Source organism: Halorubellus litoreus (assembly GCF_037081675.1).
Lineage (GTDB): Archaea > Halobacteriota > Halobacteria > Halobacteriales > Natrialbaceae > Halorubellus > Halorubellus litoreus.
Genome location: NZ_JAZAQL010000001.1, coordinates 895727 through 909585, shown reverse-complemented (window position 1 = coordinate 909585; position 13859 = coordinate 895727). Strand labels below are relative to the sequence as shown.

Sequence of the window (13859 nt, the reverse complement as noted above, 5' to 3'; positions counted from 1 at the left end):
GGGACCACGTATAAAGAATCGTCCGGGCGAGGGATGGACTCCCGAGCGCGTCGGATTCGGTGAGCGGCCTCCTTACGGGCCTGGGGGCCCTATCGTCGCGTATGTTCCCCGACCTGCCGGTCGCGATGGGGTGGCTGAACCTCGCGTTCCTGAACTATCCGGTGGAGCCGTCCGTCGTCGACGAGCGCCTCCCGGACGCGCTCGCCGTGGACACGTACGACGGCGACGCGTGGCTGTCGGTGGTGCCGTTCACGAACGTCGCGGTCCGCCCGAAGGGCCTCCCGCGCGGGCTCGGGTTCGCGCTCCCCGAACTGAACCTGCGGACGTACGTCCGGCGGACGGACGCGGACGGCGGCGGTGCGCCCGGCGTCTACTTCTACAGTCTCGACGCGGACGGCGACCTCGGCGTCGCCGCCGCACGGGTCTTCCATCACCTCCCGTACTACCGCGCGGACATCTCGCTGGACGAGGACGGAGCGGGCGGCGTTCACTTCACGTCACGTCGTACGCACCCGGGGACTCGCCCCGCGAACTTCGACGCGACGTACCGGCCGACGAGCGAGCCCGAAGCGGGCCTCGGCGGCGACCCCGACGACCCGCTGGACGCACGGCCCGGGACGCTCGCGGAGTTCCTCACCGAACGCTACCGGTACTACACCGAGACGCCCGGCGGCGACCTCCGCTCGGCGGGCATCGAGCACCCGCGCTGGCCGCTCGCGACCGTCGACGTCGACGTCCGCGAGAACCAGGTGTTCGAGGCGAACGGGTTCCCCGACCCCGACCGCGAGGGCCCGCACTACTACAGTCCCGGCGTCGACGTCACCGCCACCGGAAGCAGGCGCGTGGACTGACTCCGGACAGCGAGCGGTGCGCGAGTCGACTCCCCAACGGGGAGCGAGCGACCGCTGCTGATACTTCAGATTCCTCAGACACGTCTCGGACCGTAATCTGTCCAAACCCGTTTTCTATCCATATTCGTGTATAGAAAATCCGCATTCCAATCGAAAGTATTTACGATGGTGGTCTTGAGTTGGTCGAACGTGAATCATGGCTCTGGGTGATAGCGTCGCCGCGTTCTTCGGCTTCGACGACCACGGCACAGACTACTCGACCGAACTGCTCGCGGGCCTGACGACGTTCCTCACGATGAGCTACATCATCGTCGTCAACCCGTTCATCCTCAACATCGCGATCACCGACGCGAAACTCGGCGTCGCCGACGGGATGGCCGTCCAGCTCCTCGCCGTCACCACCATCCTCTCCGCGGTCGCCGCGATGCTCGTCATGGGGCTCTACGCGAACCTCCCGTTCGGGCTCGCCTCCGGCATGGGCCTCAACGCGTTCTTCGTCAGCGTCGTCCTCTCCCCACAACTCGGCATCACGTGGCAGACCGCGCTCGCCGCCGTCTTCCTCGAAGGCGTCCTCTTCATCGCACTCACCGCCATCGGCGCCCGCGAGTACGTCATCAACCTCTTCCCCGAACCCGTCAAAGCCGGCGTCGGCCCCGGCATCGGGCTGTTCCTCGCCATCATCGGCCTCCAGTTCATGCGCATCACCGCGTTCGACACGAGCGACATCCTCTCGTTCAACCCAATCCTCGCCCAGGACCCCGTCGCCGTCGTCTCCATCCTCGGCATCCTCCTCACGTTCGTCCTCTACGCCCGCGGCACGCGCGGGTCCATCGTCATCGGCGTCCTCGGCACGAGCGCGCTCGGCTACATCGCGGCAGCTGTCGGCCTCGAAGCCGCAGCCAACGAAGTCGGCGACACCTACGACCTCCAGCCGCAAGCACTCGCACCGAGCGACGTCATCGGTATCGTGAACGACGCGCTCGCGTTCGACGCCGCATCCTACGACATCACGCCGCTCGCCGGCGCGTTCCTCGAGGGCTTCGGTGACGTCACCGGCCTCACGTTCGCGATGGTCCTGTTCACGTTCTTCTTCGTCGACTTCTTCGACACCGCCGGCACGCTCGTCGGCCTCTCCCGCGCGGCCGACATGACAGACGAGGACGGCGAAGTCCCCGACATGGACGAACCGCTCATGGCCGACGCCATCGGTACCACCGTCGGCGGCATCCTCGGCACCTCGACGGTCACGACGTTCATCGAATCCTCCACCGGTATCGAGGAAGGCGGCCGCACCGGGTTCACGACGCTCGTCGTCGCCGGCCTCTTCCTCCTCACGCTCCCGTTCATCCCACTGCTCGGCCTCCTCCCCGCGTACGCGCCGTACGTCGCACTCCTCGTCGTCGCCGTGTTCATGCTCCGGAACGTCACCGACATCGCGTGGGACGACAACGCCCACGCCATCCCCGGCGCACTCACCATCACGCTCATGCCGCTCACGCACTCCATCGCCACCGGCATCGCCGCCGGCCTGCTGTCCTACCCGCTCGTCAAGACCGCGCAAGGCGAGTTCGAGGACGTCCAGGTCGGCCAGTGGGCACTCGCCGCTGCGGTCGTCATCTACTACGTCGTCCGCACGAACACGCTCGCCTAGACACCGCCGGAAGACCCGCTTTTCGCGCCACAGTCACCGCATACCACGAGGCTTATACCGACCGTACCGTTTCCTACGCCTAATGTCCGCCCGCTCCGCTCTCGTGGACGCGCCACGCCGCCACAAGCTCAGGGCGCTCCTCGCCGTCGTCGTCCTCGCGCTCGTCGTCGGCGCCGGCGTCACGAGCGCGAACTACGAGCCCCCCGAACTCGAGGCCGGAACCGTCGAAAACGAAGCGAACGGCACCACGTACGTCGCCGTGCAAGGGTTCCACTTCGACGGCGAAGGCAACAAGAAGAAGCCCGCGCGACTCGTCGCGTTCGACGAACGCGCCAGCACGAAGTGGGTGTACGACGGCGGCGAGAGCGTCTCGTGGTTCTACGACGTCGACCCGCTCCCGAACGGCAACCTCCTCGCCGTCAACACCAAACCCGGGAAGACGCTCGTCTACGAGCTCGACCCGCAGACCAGAGAGCGCGTCTGGTCCGAGACCCTGAACATCACGGACACGCACGACGTCGACCTCATCAACGGCGACCAGCTCCTCGTCGCGCACCTCCGCGCGAGCGAGGGGTCGACGAGCGACGAGGGCGCGTTCATCTACAACCTCACGACCGACGAACGCACGTGGGAGTGGGACTTCGCCGACCACTACCCCGCGAGCACCGACCAGGGAATCTCGAACACCGGCGACTGGTCGCACGTCAACGACATCGACAAGATCGCGCCCGGCGAGTACATGCTCTCCCCGCGGAACTTCGACCAGGTCATCGTCGTGAACAAGTCGACGAAGAACGTCACGATGCGCCTCGGGGCCGACGGGAACCACGAGATCATGGACGAACAGCACAACCCGACGTACCTCGAGAGCGAGAACGGCACCCCCACCGTCCTCGTCGCGGACTCCGAGAACGACCGCGTCGTCGAGTACGCGTGCGAATCCCGGTACGCGAACGGGACGTGCGACTGGAATCAGGTGTGGGAGGTCGGGAACGGCCAGTTCGACTGGCCGCGAGACGCCGACCGCCTCCCGAACGGGAACACGCTCGTCGTCGACACGCAGAACCATCGCGTCGTCGAGGTGACGCCGTCCGGCGAGATCGTCTGGGAGACGCTCGCGCCGTGGGCGCCGTACGACGTGGAGCGCGAAGTGTACGGTGACGAAGCGATGAACGCGTCGCGCCCCACCATCCGCGACATGGGTGCGAGCGGGTCGTACCGGCTGTCGGGGAGCGCGGGCCTCGTCCCCGGCACCGGCGAGTCCATGAGCTTCTCGGACTGGGTGTCGGGAACGTTCGGTGAACTCCCCGTCGTCGGCGGCGCCGCGAACGGGTTCGCCGACCAGTGGGACGTCATCTCCGAGTGGGTACGACCGGTGTGGCTCGACCCGTGGGCGTTCGTCGGCCTCGTCGTCGCCGCCATCCTCGCGGTCGCGTGGACCGTCGGCGAACTCGCGTACTGGCAGCGCGCGCGCCTCGCCAGCGCCCGGCAGCGTCTCACGAGCTGACCGCGAACCGCTCGCTCCTGCACGACGCGTGCACGCGACCACGGTCCTCTTGTCCACGGAACGCGTCCCCTCGACCGATGACACTCGAACTCTACGAACTCCCGGGCTGTCCGTACTGCGCGAAGGTGAAGTCGAAACTCGACGAACTCGGACTCGAGTACGAATCCCACGAGGTGCCGAGCTCGCACGCGAGACGCGACGAAGTGAAAGCCGTCAGCGGCCAGACGGGCGTCCCCGTGCTCGTCGACACCGAACACGACGTCGAGGGGATGCCGGAATCCGACGACATCGTCGCGTACCTCGAGAAGACCTACGGCGACGCCGCCGCCTGACCCGTCGATTCCCGCGTTCTCCACGAACCGATTCGCACGAGAGCGACCGCTCTCGACCGCGTTTCTGAATCAAACAACGAGAGCCGTCGGAGGCGCCTCTGAGAGACGCCGAAACCGCTTCAGACGGCGTGAATCAGGCGGGTTCTTCGACGTCGGAGCGCTCCCGGATGATGTCCCGGAGCGTCTCCGCGTCGTCGACGTCCTCGACCTCGTCCATCTCGATGATGGCGGTGCCGTCGACGCTCTCGCGCTTGGACCGGTCGACGAAGTACACCGAGCGCGTCCGCGTCACGTTCCCGATCGAGGCCATGATGCGAGCGCGCTTCTCCGCGGTTCGATTGAACTCGCTGTGACCGGTGAGGACCGTCGACTCCGCGTCGCCACGACCCCTGCCTTCCTCGTCCTCGCTCACCGCCTTGAACGGTGCACGGAGCGTCGGATGCACGCTGAATCCGGCGCGACGCAGGACCGCGACGACCGGTGCATCGTCGGGGTCCGCTTCCGGGTCCTCCGGCATCGGGTCCGCCTCGCGGACCTCCTCGGCGCCGTCCATCACGTCCACCGGCGCCGTCAACGGCGCGTCGAACAACTCCTCCAGTCGCTGCGCGATCTCCACGCTCGCGTTCATGCCGTCCTCGTACTTCGAGACGGTGCGCCGGGACACGCCGAGTTCCTTCGCGAGCTGTCCGAGACTCATCTCCGCCTCCTGGCGTTCGTCCGCGAGCAAGTCACCGTCCAGCGTCACGTACAACCCGCCCGGTGCGGCGTAGATGAGCGGCGGGATGCCGTCGACGAACAACTGGACGGCGGTATCCGGCGAGATGACGGGGACGCCGTGCCGGAAGTACGTCACGTCCGGCTTCAGATCCTCGTCGCGCGTCCGCAGGCCGACGACGATCGGCGTCGCGTCCAGGTACGTGCCGAGGCGACGCAGTTCCGCGCCCGTCGCGGCGTCCAGCGCGTCCACGTTCGCGAGCACCTTCACCAGGAGGATCTCCTCGCCGCGGCGGGCGACCAGGTCGAAGCTCTTGGGGCGGACCGCGCACCGGTCGCTCACGACGAAGCCGGCGTCGCCGAGCATCGCGGTGATGTTCCCCAGTAGTGCCTCCCGGGACATACCCACACGTAAGCTGGCGATGCCATATATGCGTTGTGACGCGGCCAGACGCGTCCAGTCGGGCGATTCACCGATTCACCCGGCGAACCACTTAAATAGTATCGTGGTGCGGGACGCGAGCCGCTCGACGGGGGACGCACGCGGCCCGAAACGGGTTTGTCGGCGCGAGGCCGTACGGTCTGGCGATGACGGTCGTTGGCGTCGACGACACGGATTCGCGAGTCACCGGGATGTGCACGACGTTCGTCGCGCACTCGATAGCGACCGCGCTCCGCGACCGCGGCCACGACGTCGACCGCGTCGTGCTCGCCCGCCTGAATCCGGCGGTCAAACACAAGACGCGAGGGAACGCGGCGCTCGCGGTGCATACCGACGCGCCGGTCGCGGTCGTTCGCGGCGTCGCGAGCGAGGTCGTGGACGACTGCGCGCAGGTCGACGCGCCGGAGACGAACCCGGGACTCGTCGTCGCCGCCGGTGATCCCGGAGACCCCGACGCGATTCCGGACGCGGTCGCGGCGTTCGCGGCGGACGCGGTCCACGAGCTCCACGACCTCGCGGACGCTCGCGAGCTGGCTTCGGAGTGCGGGTTCGCGGTCGAGTCCTGGGGCGACGGGCGCGGTGTCGTCGGCGCGCTCGCGGCGGTCGGCGCGTGGCGAGCGTTCGAGGACTGGACGACTGAACACATCGCGTACCGCGAGCGCGAGCGCTGGGGGACAGACCGCGACGTGGACGCAGACGCCCTCTTCGACGCGGCAGACGACGCGTACCCCGGCGCGTGGGATACCGTCGACCGCGAGACTGGCGACCTCGTGTGCGTTCCACGGACGCCGTGTCCCATCCTGCTCGCGGTCCGCGGCGACGACCCCGAGGCGTGTCGTCGCGTGGTCGACGACACCGTCGGCGCTGACGGGACGGAGTCCGTCCGGTCGCGGGAGACGTTCGTCACGAACCAGGGGACGGACGCGCACCTCCGGACGGGGGCGTCGCTCGCCGACCTCGGCGACGACCGCGCGTACCGCGTCGACGCCGTCGTCGCGACCACCCCGGAGACGCGCCGCGGCGGGCACGTCTTCGTCGGACTCGCGGGCGGGGACGCGGTCGTCGGTCCGGGCGGTGACGCGACCGCGATCCCGGCCGTGGACGCGGCCGACGACGAGTCGGTCGTGCGCGAGGCGGCGGCGTTCGAGCCGACGAAGCACTTCCGGGACCGCGTCCGGTCGCTCGTCCCTGGGGACCGCGTCACGGTCTGCGGCGAGGTCAGCGATGGGACGCTGAAACTGGAGAAGTTCGCGCTCCGCGAGCGCGTGGAGACGGAACTGGCGACGCCCGACTGTCCAGACTGCGGGCGGTCGATGAAGTCCGCGGGCCGCGACCAGGGCTATCGCTGTCGGGACTGTGTGACGAGCGCGCCCGGGAAGGTCGAGGCGCCCCTCGAACGCGACCTCGAACCCGGTTGGTACGAGGTGCCGCCGTGCGCGCGCCGCCATCTGGCGAAGCCACTCGTCAGGGGCGGATTCGACGCGTCCACGCACCCCGAGCGCTAGGTGTGCGGTCGCGTCCCGACGGCGTCGTCACTCGCGTCCCTGTGGGGCGAGCAGGCGAACCGCGGCGGGGGGTCGCGTCGCTGGTTCACGCTCCCGTCTCGGGCGACGCGACCGACTCGTCAGTGCATCGTGGGCGGTCGCCGCGGCATCCTATTTGAACGCTCGGACGCGACACGGGGTGTGCTCGGTCAGTCCTCGGTGACGTGCGTCCAGGCGCGCTCGAAGCGCTGGTCGTGCGGTTCGAGGTATCGGTGGTCGCTGGCGGCGAACTCGTCCGGCGTGAACCAGCCGACCGTCTGTACTTCGGGGCCGGGTTCGGGCGTGCCCGTCGCGTGGCGCGCGTGAACGACGTATCCCATGGAGACGACGTACTTCCCGTCCCCTCGCGTTAGCGTGTACGCGTCCAGCAGGTCGAGGTCCTCGGGGTCGACGCGGACGTTCGTCTCCTCCGCGAGTTCCCGGGCGGCCGCGCGCTCGGGGGACTCCTCGACCTCCATGTGGCCGCCGGCGAGCGTCCACTTGCCGACGCCGGGTTCCACGTCGCGACGCGTGAGGAGTGCGCCGCGCTCGGGGTCGACGACGGCGACGCCCGCGCACGGCACGGGGTTGCGCCACTCGACGCGGTCGCAGGACGCGCAGTACTGGCGGTCGCGGCCGTCGACGTGCGTCGTTCCGAGTTCGGTGCCACAGCGCGGACAGTACGTCGCTTCGTAGGTGGTCATCGATGGGGGGAGAGGAGTTCGGCCGCGATTCAGAGCGTCTTCAGGCCGCTGCCGGTGAGCGGGACGACGACGTCGTGCTCCGCGTGGAGGACGTCCGCGTCCTGGAGTTTCCGGAGGGCGGCGGGTGCGACGGCGCACGTCGGTTCGACGTAGAAGCCGTCGCGGTGGAGGTCGTCGAGCGTGTTCTCGACGATGTTCTCGCCGAGTGCGATGGCGTCACCGCCGGAGGACTCGATGGCGTGCTGTATCTCGTCCATGCGAGCCGGTTCGCGGATCTGGATGCCGTCCGCGATCTCGTTCGGCGCTTCGGGTTCGTCGTCCGCGTGCACTTCGGTCGTTCCGAGTTCGCCGTGGCGGGCCTCCACGACGGGCGCGTACCCCGCGGCCTGTGCGGCGAACAGCGGCGGTACGTCGTCGATGATGCCCGCCTTCGCGAGGACGTCGAACCCGCGGTACGCGCCGAGGAGGAGCGTCCCGTGCCCGCAGGGGAGGACGACCGCGTCCGGTGCCTCCCAGTCGCGTTGCGCGACGAGCTCGAGCGCGAACGTCATCGTCCCCGCGTAGAACGCCGGGTTCCACGCGTGACTCGCGTACCAGCCCTCACCGTTCTCGACCGCGTCTATCGCGGCCGCGGTGACGTCCTCGCGGGAGCCTTCGACGCGAACGGGGCGCGCGCCGGCGCGCTGGATCGCCATCAGCTTCGACTGCTTGACGTCCGCCGGCACGTAGATGTCCGCCTCGATGCCGGCGCGAGCGGCGTACGTCGCGATGGCCGCACCCGCGTTCCCGGAGGAGTCCTCGACGACCTTGTCGACGCCGAGGTCGACCGCGCGCGACAGCGTCGTCGTCGCGCCGCGGTCCTTGAACGACCCGGAGGGGAACAGGTACTCGAGTTTGAAGTCGGCGCCCCAGTCGGGCGCGTCGACGAGCGGCGTGAACCCCTCGTCGAAGCTCACGCGACGCTCGACGGGGAGGAACTCGTGGAACGTCCACAGGCCCCGTCGCGTGTCGAGTTGCGAGACCGGGAGGGGGTCGCCGCCGGGGACCGGCTGGTCGACGAGGTTCAGGGCGTGCCCGCACGAGCACCGCCAGGGTTCCTCGGCGCCGGCGTCGTACGTCTCGTTACAGCTCGGACAGGTGAGGTCGCGTACCATGTTAGTAGGAGTCGATGTCGGTGCCGACCGAGCAGACGTACTCGCCGGACGCGACCTGCGGAAGGCGTCGCGTCCGCCAGAACACGCCCGCGGAGTCGGCGGTCACTTCGGCCTTCCGCGTCCCGAACGGGTCGGTGACGGTGAACAAGCGGTCGCCCCTGGCGACGTCCGCGCCGAGGTCGACGTGGAAGTCGACGAGGCCGCCCGCGGGCGAGCCGTACTGGTCGAAGCTCTTCGCGCGCGTCTGCGTCGCCCGCTCGACGTCGCCCTCTATGAAGTCGTAGTAGTGGAGGACGTTGAACACGCCGTCGACCCCGATTTGGATCGATTCCTCGTCGAACCCGACGCTCCCGCCGAGCTCGGGGTCGATGGTGGGGACGCCCTCGTCGGGCGCGGCGCGCGCCAGCTGGCCGTCCGGGCCCTTCTGGTCGAGGATGTGCCCGGCGCCGAACACCTTCGCGAGCTCCAGGCACTTCTGGTGGAGGCGATGCCGTCGCCCACACCGGACGCGCGCTTCGTTTATCATCCGACTCGTCGACCCCTGGTGGAGGTCGAGCACGAGGTCCGCGTCGCGAGCGACGTCGAACGTCGCCGCGGCGATGCGCTCGCTCGAGGACCCCTCGGTGTCGCCGGGGTACGCGCGATTCATCTTCGTGTCGTCGATGGGGTTCCGGTGTTTCGCGACCTGGAACGCGTGATAGTTCACGATCCCGACGATGTGTATCTCGCCGGCGAGCTCGCTCGGGTCCACTCGGGGGACGACCTCGCGGAGGACGCCGACGCCGTTGAGTTCGTCGCCGTCGCTCGCCGCTTGCATGTAGAGCGTTCGTCCGTCGTCGGCGCCGTTGATGACGCAGACCGGTAGCCCGATGGGGCTGCCGTCTCGCGTCTCGCCGACGGTCAACCGCCCGGTGTCGACCTCGCCCGGGTCGGCCGTCGCGCTGCCCAGCGTCGTCATTACCGGAACGGAACGCACGACGCGTCTTTATTGTTCGGATGCCCGGGGGCTGTCGGGGTGGCGTGCGTCGAGCGGGTGCGGTCGGCCTCGGGAATCGTCGGGGCTTTGTGCGCGCCAGCCTTACGGTCGCGCGTGCCAGACGCTTCGTCGACGTCGTCGTCGGACGCCGAGGAGTCCGCCGCGAGGGACGGTGGGACGGGCGCGGTCGACGACCGCCCGGACCGCGCGCCGGTCGCAGGCCTCGTCGACGCGCTCGGCGTCGTCGACCACGCCAAGCGCGGGCTCGCCGTCGGGCTCTCGCTCGCCGCGGTCGTGTTCGGGTTCTTCGTCGTCCTCCCGCTCGTCGACCCCGGGACGCCAGCGCGCGCCGAATCCCCGATTCTGTACGTCGCGCTCGCGTTCGTCGTCGCGACCGCGGCGACGCTCCTCGTCGCGAGCGCGCTCGCGGTTCGCGCGGTCGCCGGCCGCGTCATGGATTACGCGAAGTGGACGCGCCGCGCCGCGGTCGTCGCCGCCGTCGGCGGCGCGTGGTGGGCGCTCACCGGCGCGCTCGCGCTCGCCGTCACCGTCGACGTCGCGCCCGCGAGCGTCGAACCCCTCGTCCTCGCGACGCTCCCGCTGCCCGTGCTCGTCCTCGCCGTGGGCGCGTGGAGCGCGCTCGCCCGCACCGGCAGCGCCGACGGGGACGGAACCGATTCGCTCGACAGCGACGGGACCGACGTGTTCGACCACGTCCTCGCGCGACCGCGGGTCGCGAACGCCGGCGCCGTCCTCGCGCTCGTCGGCATCGCCCTCGTTCACGTCGCGACGTTCCTCGAGACCGAGGCGTTCCTCGGCGCGACTCCCGGGAACGTGACGGGGGCCGGGTTCCTCGTCGGCGGAGCGCTCGCGCTCGCCGCCGGAACCGCCGCCCTCGCGCTCGCCGTCCACCGCAGAACCCGTGATACGCCCCTCACGACCGGCGCAAGCGCCTTCGCTGGCGCGTCCCTCGGACTTGCTGGGCTCGTCGCGACGGAACCCCTCCTCACGCCGATAACGCTGCTCGTCCTCCCCGGCCTCGCCTGGATACTCCTCGGCGTCACCGTCGCCCGCGACCCCGGCACGTACCCCGAACGCCCCGTCTGAGACCCGAAACACCGATCGGCGGCCCAGCAGACAGAAACGGCCGCCTGGGGGCGGCCGTACGCTCGAACGGTCAGTCAAGCTATCGACAAGAAACGGCCGCCTGGGGGCGGCCGTACGCTCGAACGGTCAGTCAGTCAGTCAGTCCACGTCCAGAGAATCGTCGCCCGCGAGCGCCGCGAGTCGCTCCGCGCCCGCTCGCGTGCCCTTCGCGACGAACACGTCGCCGGCGTGGAGCGTCGTCGTCGGCCCCGGCGACGGCTCCCACTCGCCGCCGTCACCGTCTCCGTCGTCGCTACCGTCGCCATCACCGTCGCCGTCTGCGGCGGTGTGCCGGACCGCGACGACGCGCATCCCGGTCTCCGTCGCCACCTCGTGCTCGCCGAGCGTCGACCCAGCGAGCTCGCTCCCCGTCGCCACCTCCAGGCGGACGACGACCTCGTCGCTCTCGAACACCGCCTCGGCGACCACCGGGTGCGTGCCGAGGCCGCGCAGCACGCCCTCCGCGATCTCCAGAGCCGCGTCACTGATGACCTCCGTCGACCCCGCGAGATGCACGAGCCCGCGGAGCGACACCGGGTCGTCGACGCGGGCGGCGGCGCGGAGCGTCCACGCCTCGAACCGCGACTCCAGCGCGTCGACCTCCGCCTCCAGCTCCGCGACCTCCTCCGCGAGCGCCGTGCTGTCGTAGAGGACCGCGCCGTACGCCAGGTCCACCGCGACCTCGCTCACGTTCTTCATCAGGACGATCGCGTCCACCGCGCGCTCCAGGTCGTCGATACCGGCCTCGACGTCCGCCGGCGGCTCGTAGGGCTCGCCCGACGCCGTCTCCGAGACCGCCGCCAACTGCTCGTCCGGCCCACGGAGCACGAGCACGTCCCCCGCCTGGAGGACGGTATCGCGGTCGGGATTCAGGAGCCAGTCGCCGCGGCTCGCCGGGCGCTTCGCCGCCTCCCGCGTCGTGGACGCACCCCCTGACTCGTCGTCCCGGGGGGTCGACGCGCCGTCGTTCTCGTGCGCGCGCCCCCCACCACGCCGGATGGCGATGATGCGGACGCCCGTCTCGGTCTCCAGGTTCACGTCCGCGAGCGAGCGACCCGCGTACCGCGACTCCGAAACGAGGTCCGTGCGCGCCACCGTCTCCACCGCCTCCGGGAGCACCGACCGGAGCGCGTCCGGCAGTCCGATCTCCTCCAGGACGACCTTCGCGATGTCCCCCGCCGCGTCGCTGATCTTCTCGGTCGCGCCGACGACCGCGAGCACCGGCGCGAGCGCCTCCGCGTCCTCCGGGCTCCGCGCCGCCACGAGGAGGCTCATCCGCGCTCGCATCTGGAGGACGTCCATGCGGTCCTCGAGCGCTAATACCTCCTCGGCGACCGCGGGACTCCCGAACAGGACCGCCGAGTACGACAGGTCGATCATGAGCTCCGCGGTGTCCTTCATCTCCGCGAGCACCGCCTTCACGCTCACCGGCTCGTACTCGACGCTCCCCGTCATACCCGGACCAACGCTGGGCCGCGAAAAAAGCGTTCGCCCGCGCGTCGACGCCGACCGGGCACCGCCGCCGCGCTCTCGCTGCGACGACCGCGGCGACCGACCGAGAACTGGATTCGTAGTGAAACGCCGAACAACCGACTTCGCGGGGCTTACGTCGTGAACGACAACCCTTTTCGGCCACCCCCGTCAAGGTTCACGGTATGTCTGACGAGTTGAAGAAGGGGCTGGAGGGCGTCCTGGTCGCTGAATCGGCGCTGAGCTTCATCGACGGCGACGAAGGGCGACTCATCTACCGCGGGTACGAGATCGAGGACCTCGCTCGCGGCGCCAGCTACGAGGAAGTCCTCTACCTCCTCTGGCACGGGGAGCTCCCGAATCGGGAGCAGTACGACGAGTTCCGCGACACGATGGCGGCGGAGCGCCACGTGGACGACGGCGTCATCGACACCGTCCGCGAGCTCGCCGAGCAGGACGAGGAGCCGATGGCGGCCCTTCGCACAGGCGTCTCGCAGCTCTCCGCGTACGACCCGGACGCGGCCGCGGACCCGACGGACCGGGAGGCGAACCTCCGGAAGGGCCGCCGCATCACCGCGAAGATCCCGACGATTCTCGCGGCGTACGACCGCGTGCGGAACGGCGAAGAGATCGTGGAGCCGCGCGAGGACCTGTCTCACGCCGCGAACTTCCTCTACATGCTGAACGGCGAGGAGCCCAACGACGTGCTCGCGGAGACGTTCGACATGGCGCTCGTCCTCCACGCCGACCACGGCCTGAACGCGTCGACGTTCACGTCGATGGTCATCTCGTCGACGCTCGCGGACCTCCACTCGTCGATCCCGGGCGCCATCGGCGCGCTCTCCGGGAGCCTGCACGGCGGCGCGAACCAGGACGTCATGGAGGCGCTGCTCGAACTCGACGATACGGACATGGAGCCCGTGGAGTGGGTCGAGCACCTCCTCGACGAAGGCCGTCGCGTCCCCGGGTTCGGGCATCGCGTCTACAACGTGAAGGACCCGCGCGCGAAGATCCTCGGCGAACGCTCGAAGGAGCTCGGCGAGGCGGCGGGCGACCTGAAGTGGTACGAGTACTCGACGAGCATCGAGGAGTACATCATGGACGAGAAGGGCCTCGCGCCGAACGTCGACTTCTACTCGAGTTCGACGTACTACCAGATGGGTATCCCCATCGACATCTACACGCCCATCTTCGTGATGAGTCGCGTCGGCGGCTGGATCGCGCACGTCCTCGAACAGTACGAGGACAACCGCCTCATCCGGCCGCGCGCCCGCTACGTCGGCAGCGAACACGAGGACTTCGTCGCGCTCGGCGAGCGGTAACTGACTGACTGACTGACTGACTGCACGAGCATACGGCCGCCGCCAGGCGGCCGTTTCTGGCCGAGGT

Annotated in this window: 12 protein-coding genes; 7 read left to right on the top strand and 5 right to left on the bottom strand. The window is 69.5% G+C overall.

The features are described from left to right. The first annotated feature begins 101 nt into the window (after positions 1-101). From VYJ16_RS04615 to VYJ16_RS04600, 4 genes are all read left to right on the top strand, one after another. Positions 102-851: a YqjF family protein gene (locus VYJ16_RS04615; protein ID WP_336349131.1), complete on the top strand. Its 750-nt coding sequence runs from the start codon at positions 102-104 to the stop codon at positions 849-851. Between the two features lie 196 nt (positions 852-1047). Further along, positions 1048-2502 carry an NCS2 family permease gene (locus tag VYJ16_RS04610; protein ID WP_336349130.1) on the top strand — a complete coding sequence of 485 codons (1455 nt, stop codon included), beginning with the start codon at positions 1048-1050 and terminating at the stop codon, positions 2500-2502. Between the two features lie 82 nt (positions 2503-2584). Beyond that, a complete protein-coding gene (locus VYJ16_RS04605) occupies positions 2585-4009 on the top strand; it encodes an arylsulfotransferase family protein (RefSeq protein WP_336349129.1) in 1425 nt (474 codons plus the stop codon). A 77-nt stretch (positions 4010-4086) separates the two neighbouring features. Continuing rightward, on the top strand, positions 4087-4341 hold the full coding sequence (locus VYJ16_RS04600) for a glutaredoxin family protein (RefSeq protein WP_336349128.1): 255 nt from the start codon (positions 4087-4089) through the stop codon (positions 4339-4341). Between the two features lie 133 nt (positions 4342-4474). Here the strand turns inward: VYJ16_RS04600 and VYJ16_RS04595 are convergent, their stop codons facing one another. Next, a complete protein-coding gene (locus VYJ16_RS04595) occupies positions 4475-5458 on the bottom strand; it encodes a transcriptional regulator (protein ID WP_336349127.1) in 984 nt (327 codons plus the stop codon). A 185-nt stretch (positions 5459-5643) separates the two neighbouring features. On the opposite strand from VYJ16_RS04595, the gene VYJ16_RS04590 reads away from it, so the two are divergent. Continuing rightward, positions 5644-7002, top strand: a complete 1359-nt coding sequence (locus VYJ16_RS04590; protein ID WP_336349126.1) for a tRNA(Ile)(2)-agmatinylcytidine synthase — start codon at positions 5644-5646, stop codon at positions 7000-7002. A gap of 188 nt (positions 7003-7190) precedes the next feature. On the opposite strand, the gene VYJ16_RS04585 is transcribed toward VYJ16_RS04590, so the two are convergent. From VYJ16_RS04585 to VYJ16_RS04575, 3 genes are read right to left on the bottom strand one after another with little or no spacing between them, the layout of a single operon-like run. Beyond that, positions 7191-7724, bottom strand: coding sequence for an NUDIX hydrolase (locus tag VYJ16_RS04585; protein ID WP_336349125.1), 534 nt, complete (start codon positions 7722-7724; stop codon positions 7191-7193). A 29-nt stretch (positions 7725-7753) separates the two neighbouring features. Further along, positions 7754-8878, bottom strand: coding sequence for a pyridoxal-phosphate dependent enzyme (locus tag VYJ16_RS04580; RefSeq protein ID WP_336349124.1), 1125 nt, complete (start codon positions 8876-8878; stop codon positions 7754-7756). Position 8879: 1 nt separating this feature from the next. After that, positions 8880-9836, bottom strand: a complete 957-nt coding sequence (locus VYJ16_RS04575) for a succinylglutamate desuccinylase/aspartoacylase family protein (protein ID WP_336349123.1) — start codon at positions 9834-9836, stop codon at positions 8880-8882. A 132-nt stretch (positions 9837-9968) separates the two neighbouring features. On the opposite strand from VYJ16_RS04575, the gene VYJ16_RS04570 reads away from it, so the two are divergent. Then, positions 9969-10961, top strand: coding sequence for a DUF7536 family protein (locus tag VYJ16_RS04570; RefSeq protein WP_336349122.1), 993 nt, complete (start codon positions 9969-9971; stop codon positions 10959-10961). Positions 10962-11099: 138 nt separating this feature from the next. Here the strand turns inward: VYJ16_RS04570 and VYJ16_RS04565 are convergent, their stop codons facing one another. Beyond that, complete coding sequence (locus VYJ16_RS04565; protein WP_336349121.1) at positions 11100-12455, bottom strand: potassium channel family protein; 1356 nt, start codon at positions 12453-12455, stop codon at positions 11100-11102. A 200-nt stretch (positions 12456-12655) separates the two neighbouring features. On the opposite strand from VYJ16_RS04565, the gene citZ reads away from it, so the two are divergent. After that, complete coding sequence (citZ, locus tag VYJ16_RS04560) at positions 12656-13792, top strand: citrate synthase (RefSeq protein ID WP_336349120.1); 1137 nt, start codon at positions 12656-12658, stop codon at positions 13790-13792. Positions 13793-13859: the final 67 nt, after the last annotated feature.

What these genes read in the sequence shown, in the direction of transcription:
- citZ (WP_336349120.1), top strand. Translation starts at nt 12,656, where the DNA reads ATGTCTGACGAGTTGAAGAAGGGGCTGGAGGGCGTCCTGGTCGCTGAA.
- VYJ16_RS04600 (WP_336349128.1), top strand. Translation starts at nt 4,087, where the DNA reads ATGACACTCGAACTCTACGAACTCCCGGGCTGTCCGTACTGCGCGAAG.
- VYJ16_RS04565 (WP_336349121.1), bottom strand. Translation starts at nt 12,455, where the DNA reads ATGACGGGGAGCGTCGAGTACGAGCCGGTGAGCGTGAAGGCGGTGCTC.
- VYJ16_RS04575 (WP_336349123.1), bottom strand. Translation starts at nt 9,836, where the DNA reads ATGACGACGCTGGGCAGCGCGACGGCCGACCCGGGCGAGGTCGACACC.
- VYJ16_RS04605 (WP_336349129.1), top strand. Translation starts at nt 2,585, where the DNA reads ATGTCCGCCCGCTCCGCTCTCGTGGACGCGCCACGCCGCCACAAGCTC.
- VYJ16_RS04615 (WP_336349131.1), top strand. Translation starts at nt 102, where the DNA reads ATGTTCCCCGACCTGCCGGTCGCGATGGGGTGGCTGAACCTCGCGTTC.
- VYJ16_RS04580 (WP_336349124.1), bottom strand. Translation starts at nt 8,878, where the DNA reads ATGGTACGCGACCTCACCTGTCCGAGCTGTAACGAGACGTACGACGCC.
- VYJ16_RS04585 (WP_336349125.1), bottom strand. Translation starts at nt 7,724, where the DNA reads ATGACCACCTACGAAGCGACGTACTGTCCGCGCTGTGGCACCGAACTC.
- VYJ16_RS04610 (WP_336349130.1), top strand. Translation starts at nt 1,048, where the DNA reads ATGGCTCTGGGTGATAGCGTCGCCGCGTTCTTCGGCTTCGACGACCAC.
- VYJ16_RS04590 (WP_336349126.1), top strand. Translation starts at nt 5,644, where the DNA reads ATGACGGTCGTTGGCGTCGACGACACGGATTCGCGAGTCACCGGGATG.
- VYJ16_RS04595 (WP_336349127.1), bottom strand. Translation starts at nt 5,458, where the DNA reads ATGTCCCGGGAGGCACTACTGGGGAACATCACCGCGATGCTCGGCGAC.